Source organism: uncultured Merdimonas sp. (assembly GCF_963929015.1).
Taxonomy (GTDB): Bacteria; Bacillota; Clostridia; order Lachnospirales; family Lachnospiraceae; genus Merdimonas.
On the sequence record NZ_CAWVHE010000001.1, the window covers coordinates 117,123 to 141,186 of the forward strand.

Annotated in this window: 20 protein-coding genes; 5 read left to right on the forward strand and 15 right to left on the reverse strand. The window is 50.9% G+C overall.

Translation table 11 applies throughout. The features are described 5' to 3' along the window. Positions 1-34: 34 nt before the first annotated feature. The 6 genes from ligA to ABGT54_RS00600 are packed head-to-tail and all read right to left on the reverse strand — an operon-like array spanning position 35 to position 6,553. Positions 35-2,011: an NAD-dependent DNA ligase LigA gene (ligA, locus tag ABGT54_RS00575; RefSeq protein WP_346662374.1), complete on the reverse strand. Its 1,977-nt coding sequence runs from the start codon at positions 2,009-2,011 to the stop codon at positions 35-37. Further along, positions 1,959-2,705 carry a pseudouridine synthase gene (locus tag ABGT54_RS00580; RefSeq protein WP_346662375.1) on the reverse strand — a complete coding sequence of 249 codons (747 nt, stop codon included), beginning with the start codon at positions 2,703-2,705 and terminating at the stop codon, positions 1,959-1,961. Before ABGT54_RS00580 ends, ligA begins: the two co-directional genes overlap by 53 nt. Continuing rightward, positions 2,689-3,870 (reverse strand): DHHW family protein, encoded by a 1,182-nt coding sequence (locus ABGT54_RS00585; protein WP_346662376.1) that lies wholly within the window; start codon positions 3,868-3,870, stop codon positions 2,689-2,691. Before ABGT54_RS00585 ends, ABGT54_RS00580 begins: the two co-directional genes overlap by 17 nt. Positions 3,871-3,878: 8 nt before the next feature. After that, on the reverse strand, positions 3,879-5,276 hold the full coding sequence (locus ABGT54_RS00590) for an MBOAT family O-acyltransferase (protein ID WP_346662377.1): 1,398 nt from the start codon (positions 5,274-5,276) through the stop codon (positions 3,879-3,881). A 15-nt stretch (positions 5,277-5,291) separates the two neighbouring features. Continuing rightward, the gene (locus ABGT54_RS00595; protein WP_346662378.1) at positions 5,292-5,786 is read right to left on the reverse strand and encodes a DUF4358 domain-containing protein; all 495 of its coding nucleotides are present in this window, start codon (positions 5,784-5,786) and stop codon (positions 5,292-5,294) included. Further along, positions 5,786-6,553 (reverse strand): GDSL-type esterase/lipase family protein, encoded by a 768-nt coding sequence (locus ABGT54_RS00600; RefSeq protein WP_346662379.1) that lies wholly within the window; start codon positions 6,551-6,553, stop codon positions 5,786-5,788. Before ABGT54_RS00600 ends, ABGT54_RS00595 begins: the two co-directional genes overlap by 1 nt. A 161-nt stretch (positions 6,554-6,714) precedes the next feature. Between ABGT54_RS00600 and ABGT54_RS00605 the strand changes: the two genes are divergently transcribed. Then, complete coding sequence (locus tag ABGT54_RS00605; RefSeq protein WP_346662380.1) at positions 6,715-7,218, forward strand: DUF5721 family protein; 504 nt, start codon at positions 6,715-6,717, stop codon at positions 7,216-7,218. Further along, positions 7,206-8,420 carry a diaminopropionate ammonia-lyase gene (gene dpaL, locus ABGT54_RS00610; RefSeq protein ID WP_346662381.1) on the forward strand — a complete coding sequence of 405 codons (1,215 nt, stop codon included), beginning with the start codon at positions 7,206-7,208 and terminating at the stop codon, positions 8,418-8,420. Before ABGT54_RS00605 ends, dpaL begins: the two co-directional genes overlap by 13 nt. 93 nt (positions 8,421-8,513) lie before the next feature. Here the strand turns inward: dpaL and htpG are convergent, their stop codons facing one another. From htpG to ABGT54_RS00655, 9 genes are all read right to left on the reverse strand, one after another. Beyond that, positions 8,514-10,583, reverse strand: a complete 2,070-nt coding sequence (htpG, locus tag ABGT54_RS00615) for a molecular chaperone HtpG (RefSeq protein ID WP_346662382.1) — start codon at positions 10,581-10,583, stop codon at positions 8,514-8,516. A 222-nt stretch (positions 10,584-10,805) separates the two neighbouring features. After that, positions 10,806-14,381 carry an FtsX-like permease family protein gene (locus tag ABGT54_RS00620; RefSeq protein ID WP_346662383.1) on the reverse strand — a complete coding sequence of 1,192 codons (3,576 nt, stop codon included), beginning with the start codon at positions 14,379-14,381 and terminating at the stop codon, positions 10,806-10,808. A gap of 79 nt (positions 14,382-14,460) precedes the next feature. Further along, on the reverse strand, positions 14,461-15,165 hold the full coding sequence (locus tag ABGT54_RS00625) for an ABC transporter ATP-binding protein (protein WP_346662384.1): 705 nt from the start codon (positions 15,163-15,165) through the stop codon (positions 14,461-14,463). 202 nt (positions 15,166-15,367) lie between these two features. Continuing rightward, positions 15,368-16,780: an amidophosphoribosyltransferase gene (locus ABGT54_RS00630; RefSeq protein WP_346662385.1), complete on the reverse strand. Its 1,413-nt coding sequence runs from the start codon at positions 16,778-16,780 to the stop codon at positions 15,368-15,370. 138 nt (positions 16,781-16,918) lie between these two features. Continuing rightward, the gene (locus tag ABGT54_RS00635) at positions 16,919-18,487 is read right to left on the reverse strand and encodes a ClC family H(+)/Cl(-) exchange transporter (RefSeq protein WP_346662386.1); all 1,569 of its coding nucleotides are present in this window, start codon (positions 18,485-18,487) and stop codon (positions 16,919-16,921) included. A gap of 79 nt (positions 18,488-18,566) precedes the next feature. Beyond that, complete coding sequence (locus tag ABGT54_RS00640; RefSeq protein ID WP_346662387.1) at positions 18,567-19,538, reverse strand: DUF4340 domain-containing protein; 972 nt, start codon at positions 19,536-19,538, stop codon at positions 18,567-18,569. Between the two features lie 25 nt (positions 19,539-19,563). Next, a complete protein-coding gene (locus tag ABGT54_RS00645; RefSeq protein ID WP_346662388.1) occupies positions 19,564-21,015 on the reverse strand; it encodes a GldG family protein in 1,452 nt (483 codons plus the stop codon). A 9-nt stretch (positions 21,016-21,024) separates the two neighbouring features. After that, the gene (locus ABGT54_RS00650; RefSeq protein ID WP_346662389.1) at positions 21,025-21,732 is read right to left on the reverse strand and encodes an ABC transporter permease; all 708 of its coding nucleotides are present in this window, start codon (positions 21,730-21,732) and stop codon (positions 21,025-21,027) included. Positions 21,733-21,752: 20 nt separating this feature from the next. Next, positions 21,753-22,682, reverse strand: coding sequence for an ABC transporter ATP-binding protein (locus tag ABGT54_RS00655; protein WP_346662390.1), 930 nt, complete (start codon positions 22,680-22,682; stop codon positions 21,753-21,755). Positions 22,683-22,896: 214 nt separating this feature from the next. On the opposite strand from ABGT54_RS00655, the gene fliB reads away from it, so the two are divergent. From fliB to ABGT54_RS00670, 3 genes are all read left to right on the forward strand, one after another. Next, a complete protein-coding gene (fliB, locus tag ABGT54_RS00660; RefSeq protein WP_346662391.1) occupies positions 22,897-23,211 on the forward strand; it encodes a flagellin lysine-N-methylase in 315 nt (104 codons plus the stop codon). Positions 23,212-23,306: 95 nt separating this feature from the next. After that, positions 23,307-23,555 (forward strand): hypothetical protein, encoded by a 249-nt coding sequence (locus tag ABGT54_RS00665; protein ID WP_346662392.1) that lies wholly within the window; start codon positions 23,307-23,309, stop codon positions 23,553-23,555. A gap of 251 nt (positions 23,556-23,806) precedes the next feature. After that, positions 23,807-23,992 carry a hypothetical protein gene (locus tag ABGT54_RS00670; protein ID WP_346662393.1) on the forward strand — a complete coding sequence of 62 codons (186 nt, stop codon included), beginning with the start codon at positions 23,807-23,809 and terminating at the stop codon, positions 23,990-23,992. Positions 23,993-24,064: the final 72 nt, after the last annotated feature.

The window sequence follows — 24,064 nt, forward strand, 5'->3', positions numbered from 1 at the left end:
ACTTTGTTTTCTATGTTCTCTGGTCTGCTTTTTCCTAAGCTTCCGGCTCTTCTTCCCTTTGGATCATCTGAAGAAATGTTTCTTCTGAAATAATGGGGATTCCAAGCTCATTGGCCTTTTTATTTTTGGAAGATGTGGAAGTTACATCATTATTAATGAGGTAACTTGTTTTGGATGTCACAGAGCCTGTCACTTTCCCCCCCAGACTCTCGATCAGTTCTTTTACCTCGCTCCGGTTGGAAAAATGCTCCACGCTCCCGGTGATCACAAAATTTACGCCTGCAAAGATCTGCTTCTTTTCAACAGTTTCTTCCGGGATCCGAAGTTCCTCCAGAAGTCTCCGGAATTGTTCCACATGCTCCTTCTGTGCAAAATATCCCACAAAAGCTCCTGCCAGCACCTCACCCACGCCGGGGATTGCGCTTAAATCCTCCCGGTCAGCCCGGAGCATGGCTTCCACATCATTCCGAAACTCTTTGCAGATTACTTTCGCGTTGGCAAGACCGATACCCGGAATACCGATCCCGTAGATCACCCGCGCAAGAGTTGTGACCCTTGCCTTTTCCACACTGTCCTTCAGATTCTGGTATGATTTTTCCCCGAATCCCTCCATTCCCCGGATCTCTTCCTGATAGCGATCCAGATGGAAAATGTCTGCATATTCTTTAATATACCCCATTGCTATGAATTTTTCCAGTGTTGCTTCCGACAATCCCTCAATATTTAAAGCGTCCCGGCTTACAAAAAGGGCGAAAGATTTGATGTGCTTTGCCTGGCAGTCCGGATTGGCACAGTAAAGCGTCTTCGCATTCCCGTCCTGACGGATCTGTGTGGGACCGCCGCACACCGGACAGACTTTGGGAATGTCCTTCACCCCGCTGCGGGTCAGATTCCGGGCAATCTGCGGAATGATCATATTGGCTTTGTAGACCTCTATGGTATCGCCAGTTCCAAGCTCCAGCTCTTCCATGATACTGATGTTGTGGACGCTGGCGCGGCTTACCGTCGTCCCTTCCAGTTCTACCGGTTCAAACACTGCTACCGGATTGATCAGCCCTGTTCTTGAAGGACTCCACTCAATTTCCAGAAGTCTGGTTTCCCGGACTTCGTCAGCCCACTTAAAAGCAAAAGAATCCCGGGGAAACTTGGACGTCCTCCCAAGAGAAGCGCCGTAAGCGATATCCTCATACGTCAGCACCAGCCCGTCGGAGGGGAAATCATTGTCCGCGATCCCGGCCGCAAACTCCTCCACAGTCCTTCGTACCGTTTCTTTTGTGACCATGCGATATTCCACCACCTGGAACCCCTGGCTTTTCAGCCATTCCATCTGTGCTTTTCTGGAATTGTGAAAGTCTTCGCCTTCTGCCTTCACCAGGGTAAAGGCGTAAAACTTTACGTTGCGTTTTGCAGTAATCTCGCTATTTAACTGCCGCACCGAGCCACTGCACAAATTCCGCGGATTCTTGTATTTCGCATCGACATCGGCGATCTCCTGATTGATCTTCTCAAAATCCCGGTAGCCGATCACCGCCTCGCCCCGGAGGATCAGTTCTCCCTGAAAGGGGATGCGAAGGGGCAGATTCCGGAAGACCTTTGCATTTGCGGTCACCACCTCGCCTACTTCACCGTTTCCTCTGGTCACCGCTTTGTAAAGCTCTCCATCCCGGTAGGAAAGTACGATCGTCAGCCCGTCCATTTTCCAGGACATCAGAACCTCCTGGTCCCCTGCAAATGCTTCCAGCTCCGCCACGTCCTTGGTCTTATCCAGTGACAGCATAGGGCTTTCATGGCGCTCTTTGGGAAGCTCGCTTCGCACTTCATATCCCACATTGACCGTGGGGCTGTTGGAAAGGGTGGTGCCCAGTTCCTGTTCCAGAGAAAGGAGTTCCTCATAGAGCCTGTCATACTCATAGTTGCTCATGATCTCCTGGGCGTCCTGATAATACGCTTTCCCTGCTTCATTTAAAATCTCTACCAGTTCCTGCATCCTGGCCTGCTTTGATCTGTCCATATAATTCCTCTAACTCCTGCTTACTTAATTCTCTGACGTCTCCGGGCTTCATCTTCCCGAGACGGATATTGACGATCCGCACCCGAAGAAGCTTTTCTACTTTGTATCCGCAGGCTTCACACATTCTGCGGATCTGCCGGTTCAGCCCCTGGGTCAGCGTGATGGAAAACGTATATTTCCCCAAAGCCTCCGCCCGGCAGGGCCTGGTCACTTCATTAAGCCCCTTTTCCTCATCCCGGATGTGTACGCCTTCCCGCATCCTCCTTAAAAACTCTTCGGTCACCGGCCGGTCCACCGTCACCTTGTATTCCTTTTCATGGCCAAACCGGGCCCGCATCATGCCATCGATCAGATCTCCGTCATTGGTCATAATAAGAAGGCCTTCCGAATCCTTATCCAGCCGGCCGGCATAGGTAAGCCGGACCGGATAATCCAGATATCGGATAATATTTCTCTTTTCTCTCTGGTCCCCGGTACATACGATCCCTGCCGGCTTGTAGACGGCCAGCACAACTTTCCGGTTTCTGTCACGGATCTCTTTTTTCCCTACCTTTACCACCTGTCCCGGCTCCACCTGCATGCCGGGCACGGCCTTCCGGCCGTCTACCGTCACCTTCCCGGCCTGGATCAGCCGGTCCGCTTCCCGGCGGGAACAGATCCCTGCCTCACTTAGATATTTATTCAGTCTCGTCATTTTCCAATACTCCGCTGATACTGTTATCTTCTACAAATGTATTGCCATTATACAAAAACAACACCTCTGTGATCTTGTTGTCCTGCATAAGCTGATGAATATCGCCATAATAATATCTGGGATCCACCACCAGGATCTCCCGGAAATGTGGCGTAAGGAAGGGAATCAGACAGTTGGCGTAAGAATCCTTCAAAAGCAGAAGCCTTTTGGTACTGTCCGCGGTCGTCCGGATATCCAGCATCCCGGTATTTCCTCCAAGAAACATGGCGTACTGATCTTTCCCTTCCAGTCTGGAAGCATCATACAGGGAAGCGGTCTTTTTTTGCTCCTGCGGATCCGTGACCACCACCTCCGGCCCCGCCTTCTCATCCTCCGGCAGATAGACGCAGATGGTCTCCCGGCGTCCGGTCTCATATCCGCTGGTGGAAGAAAGGGTTCCGTTGAAGGAATTGCTGACTGCATAAGGAACCAGTTCCGGCTCTTTGGTCCGGTCAAGGCCCATCGCTTCCGCAAGCGCCTGATATCCGTACTTCGCTCCCAGCGTCGTCCAGTGATGATCGGTACGGTAATAGATCTCTTCCTTTTTATGCTCATCCAGAGCGCTTTTTACATCCACCCAGACAAACGAATCTCCCAGAGACTTACGGATCTTTTCAAAATCCTGATCCTGATCCCTAGTCACTGCAAACGCAGGCAACTTGTCGGAAAGTACATTTGCCGCATTGGGCGCAAGCATCATATACATGGGGATGTCCGGGTATGTTTCCTGAAATCCCCGCATCGCCTTCAGGTTCTGTTCCATCTGTTCCGGAGAAGGCGTCCCGATCTTTTCCAGGAGATACCCGTCTTTTCCCTTGTATACGCCGTTGGATTCCCGCCTGCCAAGAAGAAGGTCTGTGTGGGTCTTCAGCTGTACCCACAGGTCTCGTCCTGCCATCTGGTCAGACTGATACGCCTCATACTGTTCCATAAATCTGCCGCTTTTGATACCGGAAAGCGTAAGCTCTGGTCTTTGTTCCAGGACACGGTTCTCTTTTTCCGAAGACTCCCGGTCCGGAACTGCCAGATTCAGCCCGCAGATCAGCACGAGAAGAGCCAGAAACATCTGTGCCATCTTGATTTTTCTATGCTGTTTTTTCCATCTGCCCCAAATTTGTTTTATCATAATCGCTCCTAAAACCGAAAATATAAGAAGGGATTGTAAGTTTCCGTTACCAGGTAGGCAACGCACAGAAGAAACATTCCCCCGTAGATCAGTACGTCTGCCGTTTTCCTTTTCCGCCCGAGAAACTTTTCATAAAGCGTAAACACCACTGGCGTAGAGGATAATCCAAGGATGATCCAAAGGCCCAGATTGGAAAACAAAAGATATAAGGCCTCCCTGTCCAGGAATCCGCTGCCTCCCAGGCCGAGCATCAGCTTCAGATATTCTCCGGCGCTTCCCAGAGAAGGACTGAAAAACAGGACCCAGCCTGCCATAACCAGCACCATGCAGTATACATGCCTGCACGCCGCCGGAAGCCGCTCCAGAAAAGGAGCAAGAAAATATTTCTCAACAATCAGGATCACACCATAGTACAGTCCCCACGCCACGAAGTTCCAGGCAGCTCCGTGCCATAATCCCGTCAGAAGCCATACCACCAGGAGATTACGGATATGCTTCGGCACAGACACCCGGTTGCCTCCCAGCGGAATATAGAGGTATTCCCGGAACCAGCTGCTAAGGGAAATATGCCACCTTCTCCAGAATTCTGTAATGCTTCTGGAAATGTAAGGATAGAAAAAGTTCTTTGGGAAGTCAAAGCCAAACATTTTCCCAAGTCCAACCGCCATATCGGAATAGCCACTGAAATCAAAATAAATCTGGAAGGTGTAGGCCAGACATCCCAGCCATGCCGTTGCCACAGACACATCCCCAGGCGCCATGGCCGCCACGTCCGTATAGACCATGCCGATAGAGTTGGCAAGCAGCACCTTTTTGGAAAGCCCCCGGATAAAAAACATAACACCTTCGCCAAAGCGTCCAAACGTCTCCTTGCGTACATGGAGCTGCTGGTCAATTTCCGCGTATTTTACGATAGGTCCGGCGATCAGCTGCGGAAACATGGTCACATACAGCGCGAAATCCATAAGATTTCTCTGCACCGGAACATTGCCCCTGTATACGTCTATGATATACGAAAGGATCTGAAAGGTGTAAAAGGAGATTCCCACCGGCAGCGCCACTTCCCGGAACGGGATCTCTACCGGCAGCACTACATTCAGACTGTTCAGCACAAACCCTTCATATTTAAAAAATCCAAGCACGCACAGATTGACCGCCACAGTAAAGATCAGACTCTTCCTCGCCGCCCTTCTGTCCCCTGCATTTCTTGCAATATCCAGCCCGCAGATATAGTTAAACAGGATGGAAAAGATCATCAGAAACAGATAGACCGGTTCTCCCCAGGCATAAAAAACCAGACTTCCCAGGAGAAGCACCGGGTTTTTCAGCCGCTTTGGAAGCCCGTAATACAAAATCAATATGATCGGCAAAAATGTAAATAAAAATACGATACTGCTAAATAACATACCGTTCCTGTTCCTTTACAAACTATTTTCAAAAGCTGCCAGCGCCTGGTCTGCCTTCGGCGAAACTGTCAGGAGCACATAATTGCCCCTGGTCGTAAGAATCGCTCCATTGAGAAGTCCGGTCTGACTTGCCCCATATCCTTCAAAGCTTTTCTTCTGGGTCTCCAGCCGCTCCTCTGCCGCCGCCTCTGCCGCCTCTGCCTGGGACTCGTCCTTCAGGCGCAGGATCAGAAGCTCGCTGACGCTCATCACATCATCCGGAATATAGAGCACTGCCCCTTCGTAATCCTGGGCATTCAGCCCGTAATAGCGCTTCAGGTCCTGCGTTGTTCCCTTTTTCATCCCGTCTGTACCGGTTGCCTTCAGGATCTCCGTTTCCAGCTTTTTCACCGGCACGTCATCTGCGCTTTGACCGGCAAGCAGAACGGCAATATAAACGATGAACACCAGAACCATAAAATATTTCAAAAGATTCAGCACGTCGATATTGTATCTTCCTTGTTTCTTCATTATAATCCTGCGACCTCCGCCATGCGGTTTACCCAGTCTGTATAGTAGGACGGGGACATATGGATCCCGTCCCCCGCGTAGTATTCTTCTTTTACCAGATCCGTGTTGTCAATAAAAAGAATCTCCAGTTCTTCACACAAAGCTCTTAATCCTTCGTTATACTGCGGGATATTGGCATAGGCGGGATTTGCCTGGGCCGTCTGCTGCCGCACCGGCAGAATGCTGTTGACACAGATCTTCGTTGCCGGAAGGGACGCTTTTAAGTCTTCCAGCATCTCCCGGTAAGCCTTAAGAAAAGACGCCTGATCCGTCACCTTCATATCATTCATCCCATATGCCAGAAAAAGCACCTGCGGCGCCAGCGATTTTGCCCGGGCCGTCTGGTTTCTCATTTCTTCACCGTTTCCATTGACCACGCCTGCCCCTCTCTGTGCAAGCACACGGCCGGCGTCCAGCACTCCGTATTCCGAAAGTCCCTGGGTAATGGAATCCCCCAGCACCAGGGCATTTGCAAACTTCTCATTGGGCGGCCGGTTCGCCCAGGCCTCATCGGCGGCCCGCTCTGCCGCTTCCAGCTCCTGGATCTTCTGATCCACCCGTACCACGTCTGCCTTTTCCAGACTTTGAAGCCTTTTCAGCCCTTCATCGGTATCCGGCTTCTGCTCTGTCAGCCGGACGGTCAAAAGAGCGATCCCTGCCGCCGCAAGGATCGCTGCCGCAAGGATCGCAGTCCGGAAAACAAGCGGTTTTCTCTTGTGTACTTCCATGATCCGTTTCTGATTCTCCTATCTGTAACCCCCACATCCCTCCTGCTGCAGGAAGGAAGTAAGGCAAAAAATCACATTTAAAATATTGTACTGTTTTTCCCTGTAAAAGTCAAACATGTGGTATAATCATTGCATATCATATGTCTGTAAAGGAGCCATTCATGAATATCATCGCGTTATCACCGAAAATCTGCATGTCCCATCTTCTCCTTCTGGAGACCTTTGACTCCTTCTTATTTATAGAAGGTAAGATCACCACTTTTAATACATTTGAGATCGACGGCTTTCTTCAGAAGGATTTTTTTGACACTCCGCCGGAATCTTCCTACTCCCGCTGGAAAGACGTGCGGGACTTCTGTTTTCAGCTGATCCGGGGGAAACGGACTCCTTTGAGCTTTCGGATCGTTTTGTCCCTGTCTCCGGAGGAACTCGCCTCTTTTCTTTCCTCCCGCGGCCTTGTCTCCTCCTACCGGCCGGAAGAGATCCAGGGACTGTATCTAAACTTTCACTATGACGGAACCCATCTTACCTGTGTCACCGGCGTATCTCTCCACACATTCCGCATGGACAAATCTCTGGAACGGGAATGGGACCGATATGCCGGAGGTATGTTGGAACAGATGGCTCCCGGAATTTCACTGGATGAAAATGGATGGCAGAAATGAAAGACGTTATTCACATGGTCCATCTCGACCATTCCAGGAAAAAAAACTTATCTTCCACTTCTCTGTTTGGTGAAGCAACCGCCAGAAATGCTTTACAGTATCACAGCAGTTTCCCGGAATACGCACCGACGCCCCTGGTAAATCTGCAAAACCTGGCTGAATATCTGGGCGTTGCCGGTTTTTATGTCAAAGATGAAAGCTATCGCTTTGGCCTGAATGCCTTTAAAGTGTTAGGGGGCAGCTATTGTCTTGGCAAATATATCGCAGAACTGGCAGGGATCGATCCTTCCAGGCTTTCGTTTGAAAAAATCGTCAGCAAAGAGATCCACGCAAAAACCGGGACGCTTACCTTTGTAACCGCGACGGACGGAAATCACGGAAGGGGCATTGCCTGGACCGCCAGCCGTCTGGGACATAAAAGCGTGGTGTTTATGCCAAAGGGCAGCTCCTCGGAGCGCCTTGACAATATCCGCTCCCATGGCTCGGACGCCTCGATCACAGACCTTAATTATGACGACGCCGTGCGCTACGCCAATACCTGCGCCAAAAAGTACGGCTGGGTCATGGTCCAGGATACGGCATGGGAAGGATACGAGGACATCCCCTCCTGGATCATGCAGGGCTATACCACCATGGCCCTGGAAACCCTCCGGCAACTGGGCGCAGATAAACCGACCCATATTTTTCTGCAGGCAGGCGTCGGCGCCATGGCCGGAGCTGTCGCCGGATTTTTCAGTGATTATTATGGTGGCAGCCGCCCTGTCATTACCATCGTAGAACCGGACAAGGCGGACTGTATCTACCAGAGCGCGCTGGCTGGCGATGGGAATCCCCGTTTTGTAACCGGCGATATGCAGACGATCATGGCAGGTCTGGCCTGCGGAGAGCCTTGTACCATCGGATGGAAAATCCTGCAGGATCACGCCGATTATTTTGTCTCTATGCCGGATCATGTGGCAGCCAGAGGGATGCGCGTCCTTGGGAATCCGACCGGCAGCGATCCAAGAGTCATCTCCGGAGAAAGCGGCGCTGCCACCACCGGATTTGTGACAGAAGTACTGACCCGTCCGGCCTTACGGGAAATGCGGGACACCCTTGGGCTTGGACCGGATTCCCGGATCCTCTGCTTTTCTACGGAAGGAGCCACTGACCGGGAAAACTACCGCAGGATTGTCTGGGACGGCCTGTATCCCAGTTTTTAAAAGATCCCGGAAATGACAGCTTTTCTGCTGCATTTCCGGGATCTTTCCTTTTTACTGTTTTTCCTTTATCATTTGTACTTCCGATCCGCCACTCTATTTCGTCAGAAGCATCATAATCTCATTGCTTCTCTGTACAAATGCAGTCATTTCTTCCGGACTTAGCGGCTTATGGGCCAGCATAGCCAGATCGTAAAGCTGCCTGCAGATCATGCCGGTGTTTTCTCCGTCCTTATGCTCAGATACATACTGCACCAGCGGATGGTTGGCGTTCAGGATCAGCGTAACCTCTCCGCCCATTCCCATGCCCATATCGGCCATGCCGTACATTTTCATCATTTCCTGCATCCGGCGGCTCTGCTCGGACAGGGTGATCATGGCGGCTACTTTTTCATCTTTCAGCTTCTCGGTCTTGACTTCCAGTTTGTCATTGCCAAGCTCCTTGCGGAAGATCTCGGTCAGATCGTCTGCCTTCTTCTGGAATGCCTCTTTTTCTTCCTCTCCCACTTCCTCTTTGGACTGATCACTCAAATCAGCGTCAATGCGCTGGAACTGGATCGTGGGATATCTCTGCTCCAGAAGAGTGATAAATGGAGAGTCAATGTTGTGGCCCAGGATCACCGCGTCCTCTCCCTGGCTCTTAAAGAGGTTGATATACTGGCTCTGCTGGATCTCGTCGGTCACATAGAAGATCGTGGTCTTCTGTTCCTCCGTCTTCTCTTCATTTTCACCGTTCTCGCCGGTTTCTTCTTTCTTTTCTTCCTCCGGCTTCTCCAGAGTTCCGCCGTTTGCCTCCACATAATCCTTCAGTGTCAGATATTTATGATCCAGGTTCTTAAAGAGGATGGCGTCCTTCATCTTGTCGCAGAACTTCTCATCCTTCAGGCATCCGAACTTGATGAACGGGCTGATGCTGTCCCAGTATTTCTCATAGTCTTCTCTCTTGGTCTTGCACATGCCGGCCAGCTTGTCTGCCACCTTCCTGGCAATATAATCCGCGATCTTATTGACAAATCCGTCATTTTGCAGCGCGCTTCTGGACACGTTCAGCGGCAGGTCCGGGCAGTCGATCACGCCCTTTAATACCATCAGGAATTCCGGGATCACTTCTTTGATATTGTCTGCGATAAATACCTGATTATTGTATAGCTTGATGGTTCCCTCGATAGAGTCATACTCCGTATTGATCCGCGGGAAGTACAGGATTCCTTTCAGATTAAAGGGATAGTCCATATTCAGGTGGATCCAGAACAATGGCTCCTTGTAATCCAGGAACACTTTGCGGTAGAAGTCCTTGTAATCCTCATCGCTGCACTCATTGGGGTGCTTAGTCCACAGGGGATGGATATCGCTTAATGATACCGGGCGCTTCTGGATCTTTACCTTCTCCTTTGCCGGCTCTACCTCTACCATCTCTTTTTCGCCGTTTTCCTTTTCTTTTTCTTCCATTTTGGCGTCTTCATGAATCCGTTCGATCACTACATCGTCATCCTTCAGATCCGCCTCGTCGATGGTTTCGTACTCCGGATCCGCATGTTCTTTGGACAGGAAGATCTCCACCGGCATGAAAGAACAATATTTCTCCAGCACCTCTCTGACACGGTACTCATTGGCAAACTCCAGGCTGTCGTCATTGAGGCAGAGGGTCATGGTTGATCCCACCTCTGTTCTGGAACCTTCATCCATCTCATACTCTGTGCCGCCTTGGCTGACCCAGTGAACCGGCTTCGCGCCTTCTTTATAAGAAAGGGTGTCGATATGCACTTCATCCGCCACCATAAATGCAGAGTAAAATCCCAGTCCGAAGTGGCCGATCATGTCGTCTTCTGTCGTTTTATCCTTATATTTTTCCAGGAACTCTGTGGCGCCGGAAAATGCGATCTGGGTAATATATTCCTCCACCTCATCGGCAGTCATACCAAGACCATTATCTATAAACTTCAGAGTTTTTTCCTCCGGGTTGACTTCCACCCGGATGGCCGGCTTATAGTCGTCCGGAAGCTGGTACTCTCCCATCATATCCAGTTTTTTCAGTTTGGTGATGGCGTCACATCCGTTGGATACCATCTCCCGCACGAAAATATCGTGATCAGAATACACCCATTTCTTTATGATCGGAAATATGTTTTCACTGCTGATTGATAAGCTACCTTTTTTTGCTGCCATCATTATCACTCCTATTATTCTTTGTTTTATCCTTGCGGGAAACCCCCGTTTTTTCCATCTACAGGATATGATAATACCACAGAAAACAATTGTCAACCAAAAATTAGCACTCTTTTTACAAGAGTGCTGACAACCCGTGACTGGTCAGCGCCTGATCCTCCAAAGAAACAAAAGAAAAGGCACCTGCCATGGCAGGTGCCCGCTTCCTGGTCCACTCTTCTTCTATTCTATGCTTTTCAGTGATTCTACCATGTCGATTTTCCGAAGTTTATAAAACATAACGAAGTTCACGATCATGGAGAACACGATGGTAAATGCCAGGCTGTACAGATAGCTGGATGGATGAATGATCCGTCCGAACATGGCTGCATCCACTTCTACGGTCTCGATCACAAATAAATGCAGCACCTTTCCCAGCAGGGCGCCCACGCCGGCGCCGATAAAGGTCAGGAGAATGTTCTCCCGATAAACATATTCTGCCACCTCCAGATCGTAAAAGCCCAGAACCTTCAGCGTTGCAAGCTCTCTTTGCCGCTCCGTGATGTTAATGGTATTCAGATTGTAAAGCACTACAAACGCCAGCATTCCGGCGGAGATGATCAGAACCACAATGACCAGATTCAGACTGCCCAGCATATCATCCAGCTGTTTTTCAATGTCGTGCATATAAGTAACGCTTAAGACTTCATCTCTGGATACAATCCGTTCTCCGGCCTCCTCCATCTCATCTTTTGTATAGGACGGATCCATCTGGAACAGGATGCAGTTGTACTGCGGCGGCTCTCCGGTGACTTCTTCATAGTACGCAGGCGTCATATAAATATAATGAGCCATGTAGTTTTCGCAGATATGCTCAATCTTCAGTTCGTGCGTTCCGCCGTCGTCATCTTCCAAAAGGAGTGTATCTCCTGCTTCCGCGTCCAGAAGCTTCGCGGTCTTTTCGCTGATGATGGCTCCGTGGTCGGACAGATGGTATTCTTCATCGCTGACTCTGTCGTGGAAACTGAAATAATTTCCCACCTGGTCTGTATCTGCCAGGATCGTCAGATATGCTTCGTGTTCATGTCCCGCGTTTTCCAGGGTCACATTCATCATATAGGCGTTGATATGACGGGTGACATCCGGGTCCTCTTGCATAAATTCATCCAGGCACTCCCGGTCTTCTTCTGTAACGTCATCCTGCAGATACGCGCTTCCGTCATAGGTCTGGATCTCTTCATACTGAAGGTCTGCAATCTCATAAATAGAATCCCGAAGTCCAAACCCTACCAGCATCAGGCCCATACAGCCTCCGATCCCGAAGATTGTCATAAAAAACCGCTTCTTATAGCGCATCAGGTTCCGTACCGTAGACTTCCAGGTAAAATTAAGCCTCCTCCAGACCGGTGTCACCCGTTCCAGAAATACCCGTTTCCCGATCTTGGGCGCAGGCGGCCGCATAAGGACTGCCGGCTGGTCTCCCAGCTCTTTATAGCAGGCATACCAGGTTGCGATCATGGTACAGGCAAGGGCTGCTGCCGAAGCCATTCCCGCATAACTCCAGTCATAAGGCACCAGGATCTCCGGAATGTGCTGATACAGGATACCATAAGCATATATGATGATATAGGGCAATACTTTCTCGCCAAACAGCACGCCCAGGATGCTGCCTCCTACCGTCGCGATCAGGGCGTATCCCAGATATTTTGCAGCGATCGTGAACCGGTCATATCCCAGCGCCTTCATGGTTCCGATCTCGATTCTTTGTTCTTCCACCATCCGGGTCATACTGGTCAGACTGATCAGTGCAGCCACCAGGAAGAAGAGTACCGGGAACACTCTTCCCAGGGCCCGCATCCGGTCTGCGTTCTCTCCATACCCGTCATATTCGGGAAGACTCCCCCTGTCATTGATGTACCAGGTGGGATCCTCTATCTTTTCCAGCTCTTCTCTTGCATCTGCAAGCTCTTCCCTTGCATCTGCAAGCTCTGCTTCCGCCTCTGTCTTTCCTTCTTCGTATTCCTGCTTTGCATCCGCAAGCTCAGTCTCGCTCTCCTGGATCCTGGCCTCTCCATCCTCCAGTTTCCGCTCCTGAGTATGGATCTCTGCCCAGCCGTCATCAATCTTCTTCTGACCAGACGTGATCTGGCTAAGCGCGCTGTCCAGCTGTGTTTTGGAAGCATCCAGCGTCGCTTTTGCATTAGCCAGCTCTGCCGCCCCATCTGCCAGCTGCCCTCTGGCGGCTTCTAATTCTTCTTTGCCGGCCTGGTAAGCCGCTTCGCCGGACTCCAGCTGTTGGTAAGTCTCTTCTGCCATGACACGAAGAGACTCCCTTCCTGTCTCCAGCTGTTCAAGGGTCGCTCTGGCTGTTGCCAGCTGCTGCATTAATTCTTCCAGGAGTCCCTGGGGCGCTCTTGCAGCTTCTTTGCCTGGCTCTTCCGGCGTCTCTTCGCCTGGCTCTTCCGGTGTCTCTTCGCCCGACTCCTCCGGCGTCTCTTCGCCCGGCTCTTCCGGCGTCTCTTCGCCTGGCTCTTCCGGCGTCTCTTCGCCCGGCTCTTCCGGCGTCTCTTCGCCCGGCCCCTCTTGTGCTGCCTGGATCTGCTCTTCCAGCATCTGGATCTGCTGCTGCAATCCTGCAATCTGTGTATCCAGTTCCGTGATCTGGCCGGTCAGTGTCTCATACCCGGCCCATCCCTCATCCAACTGCTGTCTGGAAGCTGAAAGCTGTGCTTCTCCTTCCCGGATGGCCGCCTCAGCCGCAGGCTTTTGGGCTTCATATTCTGCCAGACCATTTTCATATTCCGTTTGTCCGGACTTCCATTTTGCAAGACCGTCCTCATACTGCTTTCTGGCGCTGTCAATCTCCTGCTGGCCGGATACGAGTTCTGCCTTTCCATCCTCCAGCTGTTTTCTTCCGTCTGCCAGCTCTGTTCTGGCATCAGAAAGCTGGGTTTCTCCGTCCGCGATCTTTGCCGCCGCGTCCGCAAGCTCCTGATCCGCCTCTGCCTGCCCCTCGTCCAGTTCTTTTTGTCCTTTCTCGATCTCTTCCTCAGCTTCTGCAAGGATCTCGTTTTTACGGATCTTGCCCCGTTCTCCGGTAAGATCTTCCACCCGGTCCTTTACAGCTTCTATCTTTTCTTCATAGGCCTCTGTGTAGGCAGTCTCTTCTTCTGCCCCTTCTACTTTTATGTAAACTTCTGAATAGACTTCCTGAGAAAATGTTTCCTCAGGCACAAGTATAAATCCACTGATACTGCCGCTTCCAATGGTAGCGCTTCCCCGCTCAAAAGACACATAACAGGGACTGCTGGCAAGACCCACAATCTCAAACTTATTCGTCTTCAGCGTATCCTCCAGCGGATCATCTGTGCCGGACTTCAGGGTGACCGTGTCCCCTACCCGATATCCCATATCGGCATCCATCAAACACTCCCCTGTCCTTCGGGGCATCCTTCCTTCCAGAATGTCCGGATGATTGACCTTCTCTGTCAGGGACATCACATGGAACACATCCTGCCGGTCCTGTTTATCACAGAGGAAATCCGCGCTGTAGGCTCCTTCTGCCAGCTCCACTCCATCAATCTGCCCAAAAGCGGCAACGTCGTCTTCGGTCAGTCCGAGACTGCTCATCACCTGCAGGTCCATCAGATCTGCCTCGTCAAAATAAGCGTCTCCTGTGATCCGCATGGACGGCTCAGAAGAACGGATGCCGGAAAAGAACGCTACGCCCATTGCCACAATAAAAAAAATGGACAAAAACCGCCCCGGACTTTTCCGGATCTCTCTATAAAAATTTTTCTGTGATGCTTTTCTGCTCATTGACATGACCCCTGCTTCTTCATTTCCTGCGGCGTTTTCTCTCTCCCCTGCCGCCGTTCTTCCTTATCATTTCATCCGCCTACCACTCGATCGTTTCAACCGACACCGGATGATCGTTCTCGACTATTTTTTCTACTTTTCCGTTCTTGATATGGATCACCCGGTCAGCCATCGGAGCGATGGCCGAATTGTGGGTGATCAGGATTACCGTCATCCCCTTTTCCCTGCAGGTATCCTGCAAAAGCTTAAGAATGGATTTTCCGGTATTGTAGTCCAATGCTCCTGTCGGTTCGTCACACAGCAGAAGTTTCGGATTCTTGGCCAGCGCTCTTGCGATAGACACTCTCTGCTGTTCGCCTCCTGACAGCTGTGCCGGAAAGTTATCCATCCGGTCGCCCAGGCCAACTTCCTCCATCACGGTCCGGGCATCCATCGGATCCCTGCAGATCTGAAGCGCCAGCTCTACATTTTCCAGAGCGGTCAGATTCGGCACCAGATTATAAAACTGAAAAACAAACCCGATGTCATCTCTGCGGTAGGCAGTCAGCTGCCTGGCCGAATACTCTGCAATGTCTTCCCCGTCTACCAGGATCTCTCCTTCCGTGGCCGTGTCCATACCTCCAAGGATATTTAAGACTGTGGTCTTTCCAGCGCCGCTTGGCCCTACCACCACAGCAAATTCGCCGCGCCGGATCTCAAAATTGATGCCCGCCGCGGCCATGATCTTTACTTCGCCCATCTGATATATTTTTTTCACATCTTTTAATGTGACAAACCCTTCCATCTGTATCCTCCGAAACATCCTGTTTAATTTACTGTCATTATAACATTTCTCCAGACAATTTAAAATCAACAATCCAAAAAGAATTGTGAAAGTTTTCTGAAATTATCAGAAGTACTTTCCCCTGAGACTTTCATCTGGCGCCAGTATAAAAAATTCCCTGCCGGCAGCTGTTCCGGCAGGGAATCCTGTATCTGATTTCTTTTTATTCTTTTCCGTCGAAGCAATAGGTACATACCTTGCAGGGTTCGATACCGATAGATGCCAGAAGGTCGTCCAGCCGGTGATACCTTAAGGTGGTGAAGTTCTGCTGTTTGCGGATATCCTCGATCATCTGCGCGTAGCGGCAGGTGCAGGGATTGGCGTACTCGTCCAGTACCTCCTGGGAGCAGTTGTCCCCCTCTCTCTTGCGGATCATCTGTCTTGCGATCAGCTCCATCTCGGATTTGGACCGGGAGAAGTTCAGATACTTACAGCCATACATAATGGGCGGGCAGGCAGGCCGTACATGAACTTCCTTTGCTCCGCTCTGGTACAGGAACTCTGTGGTCTCCCGAAGCTGGGTTCCCCGGACGATCGAGTCGTCGATCAGCAACAGTTTTTTGTTCTCGATCAGTGCATGCACCGGAATCAGCTTCATCCGGGCGATCAGATTTCTCTGGCTCTGGTTGGTAGGCATAAATGACCTTGGCCAGGTCGGTGTATATTTAATAAAAGGTCTTGCATAGGGAATGCCGGATTCATTGGCATATCCGATGGCGTGCGCGATGCCGGAATCCGGAACGCCTGCAACCACATCCGGGTGTACACTGTCTCCGTCCCTTTTTGCCAGCATACTTCCGCATTTGTAACGCATCTCTTCCACATTGACTCCCTCGTAGGAAGATGTGGGATATCCATAGTATACCCACAGGAATGAGCAGATCTTCATTTCTTTTCCCGGAGCTCCCACCGTTTCCACGCCCTCCGGCGTTACATAGACGATCTCGGCAGGCCCCAGCTCTTTATAGTCGATATATCCCAGATTGATATAGGCAAAGCTTTCAAAAGACACGCAGTATCCGTCTTCTTTGCGGCCGATCACAAGCGGCGTCCTTCCATATTTATCTCTGGCGGCATAAATTCCATCTTTGGTCATTAACAGCAGAGTCAGCGAACCGTCCACCACTTCCTGGACATAACGGATCCCCTCTACGATCGTAGGCTTCTCGCAGATCAGAGCTGCGATCAGTTCAGTCACATTGACCTGTCCGCTGGTCATTTCCTGAAAATGGGAATGCTCTCCTTCATACAGCTGCTGTAACAGCTCTTCATAATTGTTCACCTTGCCCACGGTTGTGATTGCAAAGCTGCCCAGATGAGACTGGATCAGAAGGGGCTGCGGTTCGTAATCGGAGATACACCCGATCCCCAGATTTCCTTTCATCTCCGCTACGTCGTGATCAAACTTTGTCCGGAACGGAGAATTTTCGATATTGTGGATCGCGCGGTTAAATCCGCCCTCCCCGTGAGTTGCCATTCCTCCGCGTCTGGTTCCCAGGTGAGAATGATAATCTACGCCGTAAAAAAGCTCCAGTACACAGTCTCTTTTTGATGCTACGCCAAAAAAACCACCCATATTGCTGACCTCTCCTTTATCTTTTTCTCAACAGTTTTTTTCTCATACCCAAGCATTGTACCACAATTACGCGCTCTCTGTCTACACCGTCTCTTGCAGCGCATGCTTCCCTGTGTCTTTCTGCCCGCTTTTGTCCGGTCAGTTCTCAAAAGACTGGCTGCAGAGTTTTTCCAGACAGTCATTCAGAAACGCCTGGTTTTCTTCATCGGTCATGGCCACAAGGATATCGCCTACCTGCAGGATCGTCCTTCCCCTGGGGATCAGCTCCCGGGCTCCCCGCTGCACTGCCACCAGCAGACAACCTTTTGGCCACTCCAGATCTCCGATTCGTCTGCCGTCCAGAACGCTGCCTTTTTCCACCACATATTCCAGCAGAACCTTCTGCCCGTGTACATAAGTTTCCTTTCTTCCCTGTCTGGCAAGGATCCGCTCCAGCAGACTTTCATAGATAGGTTTGGATCCCAGCAGCGCCGCAGTCACATAAGCCGTCACCGCCACGATCGACAGGGACAGCATCTGACTTAGGGATCCTGTCATCTCAAAGATCAGGATGATCCCGGTCAGCGGCGCCCGGACAATGGCGGAAAAATATCCGGCCATGGCAAGCAGCACAAAATTATTCAGATACAAAAGATCCAGACCAAAAAGCGCCGCGGCCCCATGCGCGTAGGCCCCGCCTGCAAGTCCTCCGATCACCAGCAGCGGAAAAAAGATGCCTCCGGGAGCGCCTGATCCAAAACTTACCGCCGAAAACAGGAATCTTCCCGCCAGAAGAAACAGGATCAGCCCCGGCGCCATCCCTTCTCCTGTCAGATCCTCGATCAGAAGATGTCCGGTGCCAAGAAGCTCAGGCGCTGTAAATCCAAGGATCCCGGCAATCAGAAAAGGGATCATAATCTTTCCGGTCTGCCCGAGGAACCGGGCCTTCTGATAAAGTTGCTGAACTTTCAGTGTAAACCAGTTATAAAAGGCTCCAAACACCCCAAGCGCCACTCCAAGGCCCACGATCAGGGCATAATATCCGGGCGGCAGCACATGAAAGATCTCAAACTGAAAAACCGTATCCGACCCGGTCACCGTCGAACACAGGAAATCCGCAGTCAGGGCCGACGCCATGGCCGACACCAGTACCGAAGCCGAAAAGTTTTTATGCACTTCTTCCAGAGAAAACATGACCCCTGCAAGCGGCGCGTGGAAAGCCGCCGCAAGACCTGCGCTGGCGCCGCAGGTCAGTAAAAACTTTTCCTCTGTCTTTCCCCGGTCCAGTCCCCTGGACACTGCCTGTCCCACCATGGCTCCCAGCTGGATCGAAGGGCCTTCTCTTCCCAGCGCCAGACCTCCGAAAATACACAAAAAGCCTCCCAGAAATTTTGCCGGGAGAACCCGCCACCATTTCTGGGAAAGCTTTCCCGCCATTTCTCCTTCCAGCTGGGGGATGCCGCTGCCTGAGATCATCGGTTCAAAACACACAAGCTTCGCCACGATCCAGGCAAGAAAAAGAAGGACTGCAAACCAGAGCGCCATCCGTACCGGATTCCCTGCTGCAGCTTCCAGAAAAAAACGCATCCATTTCCCTGCATTTTCCAGAGCCATCCGGTACAAAAGAACCACAAACCCTGCGATCCCTCCCACCACCAGACCTTCTCCGATCAGGATTACCTGGAAACGCTCCGCTCGCTTCAGCATTCTGGATGTATTTGTCTTCATGCTATTGCCTCCCAACTGGTAAATGATTACAAACAACATCCTGATTGTATCACAAAAAGCAGGGTTCCTGAACTATTTTTTATTCTTCTGCGCCTTCTTCCGTATTCTCCGCGTCATCCGCATCGTCCGCAGCATTCACATCGTCCGCATCGTCTGTCTCCTCGACGGTCAGGCAGTTGTCCGCCACGCTCTGGCTGACAGTATAGACCAGGACAGAGCCCTTTACCATCGCATAACGGTTCCCGTCCTCATCCGTATCTCCAAAATACACGGTAAAGGTTTCTTTTTCTCCGGTCTGCGTATCCTGATAGGTTGCCGCCGCGCTCTCCCGGGACGCCTCGTCAAGTCCGTAATCCACAAGATCTTCCGCCTCTGCATGAAAAACCACAGGGCTGGTAAGACTTAAGGTTCCAAACCCACCGGCCAGCTCTGTAAGAGCATCCTCTTCTTCATAGGTGACGGAAGTTCCGTTCCCGGTCACTTCTACCTTTTTCAGATTGCCGCTGCTAATGGACGGAACACTGTCATTTTGGACATATTCGCCAAGATCGTAATCCATCCGGTATGGCAGATCATCGGAAATGGTATAAATGCTGTCCGAATCATCTGTTCTTGCATAATAGTTTTCTCCTGTCTGATCACCAATGTAGATATAGGCTGTCTTTCCTTTCTCCGTCTGGTACCGGATCGTACTGGAAGGTTCCTCCAGGCCATAGTCCGCCGCCTCGTCCGGATCTTTGAGTTCTCTGACTGCTGTAAGTCCCGTCACCGCGTCCGCCAGTCCGTCTACAGCGTCCTGATTGACAGGAATCTGACTGTCTTCGTCATAATACCATTCCCCGTCCCGTTTCACAAAGCCCAGGCTCTGATCCCCGCTGGTACAGGATATTTCTTTTAGTTCTTCTGCATCTGTCAGAAAGATCTTTTCCGCCTCCGCTTTTGCGTCGGCCGCCTCTTTTTGTTCCTCATTCCAGACCTCGATCCCCACATAACAGCCGATCAGCGCCACAAAAGCCGCAGCCAGCAAGATCAGCATTTTCCTTTCTTTCATGAATCCTTCTCCTTTCCAGATTCTGCTAAGCTTTTCTGCGCTTCCACCAGCGCGCCAGACCAAATACCAGGATTACAAGAGGCAGGAAGATGATCAGCGCAATGCTTAAGATCCCCGCATGCTGCATCGTATTATAGGTCACTTCCAGACTCTTGGGTTCGATGGCCACATTCTGCACATCTTCAAAATTGGCCGAGATCGTATTGCTGAAAAGATCCAGATTTTCCAGAGTAGAAAAGGCATCGGTGATCTGGGCGTTTATCAGGCTGTCGGCCGCCACCACAGTAAAACGCCCCTCTTTCAGATCTTCTTCTCCTTCTTCCTCTTCTTCGGTATCTTCCGCAGACTGCGTCTGCACTGCCACAGCGCCCAGACTGTATGTCCCTTCTGTCTGACTGTCCTGGGTCACGGCATACCCCTGCTCCGAAGTATCCATAAAGGAAGATACGGTAATGGTGTCCGACTCAGGGTCCGTAAGGGTCATGCCCCTGGAATTGGTAAGAAGAACCATATTGGAAGACAGGCCTTCAGCCATTTCGTCATAAGCGCTGATCTCCGGGAAAATATAATAATAATTCCCCTGATAATTCCGGGACATGTCCGCAATGTATCCTTCCGCCCTTGTCATGCCATAGTCCTGCATCAGTCCGTCCAGATTGGGCGTATCCTCGCCGCCTTCCGAAGAAAGCATCAGATATACGCTCCCTCCCGACGCAAGATACTCTTTCAGAAGAGCAGCCTCATCTTCCGAGATGTCCGTTGTAGGAGCATACAGGAACAACAGATCGCAGTCCTCCGGGATCTGTCCGGTCATCAGAAGATTGATTTCTTCCTCTTCCATATTGTTCTTTTCCAGAAGATCTGTCACAGAAGCAGAGAACGCGGACTCTCCGTGGCCGGTCGTATAGTAGATCTTTTTCTGGCTTTCACTTGTCACATAATTGACGGCGCTGGTAAACTGACCCTCTCCGTCAAATTCAGAAGCCGCAGTGCTTCCCGTGGTGTAATACGAATATTCATCCGTCACCAGGATATCCGTAAATGGAATGGCCGTAGATTTCTCTGTCTTTTCGCAGGACACCAGGATCGTATCTGCTTCTACGTTATTTTCTGTCAGTTCAGACGGATGCAGGACCGGATCCACCCACTTTACCGAAATCTGATCAGAAAGCGCGGTATATCGCTCCAGAAATGTCAGGATCCGGTCGTCCACCGATGCTTTTTCCGCAAAAACCGTAAACGTTACTTTCTGATCCAGATCCTCCAAAAGCTCCCGGCTGGTATCTGTGATCTCATAGATCCGGTTGTCGCTGACATCCAGGTGCAGGATATTTTCCGGCATCTTCCCTGCGATCATATTGATAAGAACCGCGATCCCGATCACAAGAAGGATTGCGCCGGCGCTGTATCCGCCATGTTTCCAGATAGTCTTCTTCTCCAGCAAAAGACGCTTGATATGATTGATTTTTTCTTTCATGACATCCTCCTATACCCATCGCCGTTTTTGTATCATCTGCACAGTCAGGAACAGAAAAACAACGATCAGCGAAAGATACAGGATCACTCCGCTCATGTCCAGATAGCTGCTTTCTGTAATCGACGTCAGATAGGTGTTCAGCTCCAGCTTCCCCAGAATATCCGTGACTGTCCCGGAAGGAAGAAAACTTAGGATCCCGCTCCACAGATAGAGGACCATCAGGATGCCCATGGTGGCAATGGCCGCAATGATCGTGCTTTCCGTCAGAGACGAGACGAAAAGACCAATGGAAATATAAACGCAGCCCAGCAGAAAGAACATCAGGATCGACAGATAATCTGTCTTGATATACGCCGTCCCCTGAGCCTTGATGATCAGCGGAAATATCAGATAAATGAGGCATGGGACTGCCAGGATCGTAACCATTGCAAAATATTTCCCAAGTACGATCCTGGTCAGTCCAAGAGGCGCGGTCAAAAGCAGCTGGTCCGTCTTATTTTTTCGTTCTTCCGCAAAACTTCGCATGGTCAGGACCGGCACGGCGATCAGCAGGATGAAGAGTACTCCGGAAAGGACATAGGAAAAATACGGATAGCCATAGTTCAGATTATATGCCATAAAATACACCCCTGTATAAGCCACCAGAAAGGCAATGAATACATAGCCGATCATGGTGTGAAAATATGAATTTAACTCCCGTTTATAGATTGCTTTCACCTGTAATACCTCCCTGCCTTTTAGTTTTGCGTCAGCTTCAGGAAGATTTCTTCCAGCGTCCTTTTCTCAAGCCGCAGCGTCCGAAGAGGGATCCCCTCCCCGGCAAAAGTAAGAAACAACTGCTCCCGGATATCCTCTGCTCCCTTTGCCTCAATCCTTGCCTTTACCGTGCCGTCTTCCAGAACCTCGCAGTCCACAGAGCGGATCTCGTCCATGCGCGACAGGATTTCTTCCACTTTATGTTTCTCTTCTCTGGCTTCTATCTCCACATGTCCGGTCCCGCTCATGGTCCGTTCCAGATTCTCCGGCGTATCACTGGCCACAAGCTTTCCTTCGGATATGATCAGAATGTGGCTGCAGACCTCCCGGATCTCCGCCAGGATGTGCGAGCTTAAGATCACGGTGTGATCTTTTGCCAGACGGCGGATCAGCTGCCGGATCTCTATGATCTGAGCCGGATCCAGCCCCACCGTCGGTTCATCCAGGATGATGATCGGCGGAAATCCCAGAATGGCCTGGGCAAGTCCCGCCCTCTGGCGATACCCCTTGGACAGATTGGCGGTCAGCCTCCCTTTTACTCCTTCCAGGCCGGTAAGGCACATCACACGTTCCAGCTGCGCTTCCCGCTCTGCTCCCGGGATCTTTTTCAGCTCTGCCGCAAACCGCAGATACTCTTCCACCGTCATCTCCGGATAGACCGGCGGCTGTTCCGGCAGATACCCGATACACCGCTTCGCCTCTTCCGGTTCCTTTAAAATGTCGTGGCCGTCGATTAGGACCTCCCCTTTGGTGGCCCCAAGATACCCTGTCATAATATTCATTGTGGTAGACTTCCCTGCCCCGTTTGGTCCCAGAAATCCATAGATCTGACCCTTTTCCACGGTAAAATTCAGATCGTCCACGGCCAGATGTTTTCCGTAACGCTTCGTCAGATGCCTTACTTCTATCACTTCGATTCCTCCCGTACAGATATTGTTTTCGATCAGGCCGAAAAGGCCCGCCGGTGCTACCAATATAATCCAAAACTATGAAATTTATGTGGTGAAACCATGAGAAAAATGTGGTATTTCTGTGAACTGCTTTTTTGTGAGTATTGTGTCAGCTCCTCACAGGCGTTATAATAAAGACCAATGGACTGAAAGATATTTATGATACGGAGGAAATATGCGATATACTGTTCCACATTATTTTAAGAAATTTCAATGCCTGGGCGGCAGCTGCCCCGACACCTGCTGTGCCGGCTGGCAGATTCAGATCGATCCTGCCTCTCTGAAAAAATACAGAAAGACGAAAGGGGCGCTGGGCGCCCGTCTCTACAACGAGATCGACTGGGAAGAGTCTGTATTTCGCCAGTACGACGGCGGACGCTGTGCCTTTCTCAACGAAACGAATCTGTGCGATCTTTACCTGGAGGGCGGCGGAGAAAACGCCTTCTGCAAGACCTGCCGCAGCTACCCGCGCCATACCCGAAGAATTTGAAGGCCTAAGGGAGATCTCTTTGTCCTTATCCTGCCCGGCTGCAGCCAGGCTGATCCTGGGATGCAAAGAACCCGTCCGTTTTCTTCATATGGAAAATGAAAAAGGAGAAAACGACCCGGACTTTGATTTTCTGCTCTTTACCAAGCTCACCGATGCCCCGCGCCCTGCTCTTTCGCATCTTAAAAGACCGGGAGCGGCCCCTGGATCTGCGGCTTGCAGTTTGTCTGGCCCTGGCGCACGATCTTCAGGTCTGCATCCACAGAAACACCCTTTTTCAGTGCGATGACCTGTTCGCCCGCTACGATACGCCAGACATCTGGAACCGTTTCCAGACAAAAGCTTGACGATCTGGAGGCCTCCGGGGATTCCCCGCAGCTTCGGCGGCGGACGCTGAAGAACCTGTTTCACACCCTGGATCAGCTGGAAGTCCTGCGCCCGGGCTGGACTATCTTCCGAACAAACGCGGAGAAAGCGCTCTTTGGCCTTGAGATCCCCGAACACGCAGACGCTGCATTCCGCCATGTGTTTACAGATATCATCACGGAACAACTGATGATATATTTTCTCTTCACTTACTTTGCCGGCGCCGTGTACGATGGAGACGCCTGGGGAAAAACTGAAGTTTTCCTTTGCCTCGGTCGTTCTGATCCGGGAGCTGTTCCGGGCGCAGTGCATATGGGCCGCCTCCGGTTCCGACAAAGTCCCGGTCGTCAGCCCGTCTACCCTGACGAAGACCGCCTGGCGGTTTGGCCAGAGAACTGGAACACTCAGACCCGAATAAAAATACGATGGAAAAATTATTAAAAAACAAAAACAGCTTCAGCCTGAAGCACTTGCAACACGCGATCTAGTG